The sequence below is a fragment of the Streptomyces sp. O3 genome (assembly GCF_054788135.1).
Genome location: NZ_JBTVYK010000254.1, coordinates 1 through 229 on the forward strand (window position 1 = coordinate 1; position 229 = coordinate 229).

1 protein-coding gene is annotated in these 229 nt (G+C 65.5%); it reads right to left on the reverse strand.

Going from position 1 to position 229, the window contains the following annotated elements:
- On the reverse strand, positions 1-229 hold a 229-nt coding region (locus ACX6XY_RS30555; protein WP_460338011.1), incomplete at both ends, for an ATP-binding cassette domain-containing protein.

Sequence of the window (229 nt, forward strand, 5' to 3'; positions counted from 1 at the left end):
TGACTGACCAGCAGCACGCCGCCGGGGTAATCGCGCAGCGTCTGCGCCAGCGCCGCTTTACCCTCCATATCAAGATGGTTGGTGGGTTCATCCAGCAGCAGCAGACTGTAGCGCGCCAGCGACAGGCCAACGAACAGCAGCCGCGATCGCTCGCCGCCGCTGAGGGTGCTGACCTTCTGGCTATGTCTCGCCCAGCCAAACCCGGCGGCGATCAGCGCCCGTTTACGGG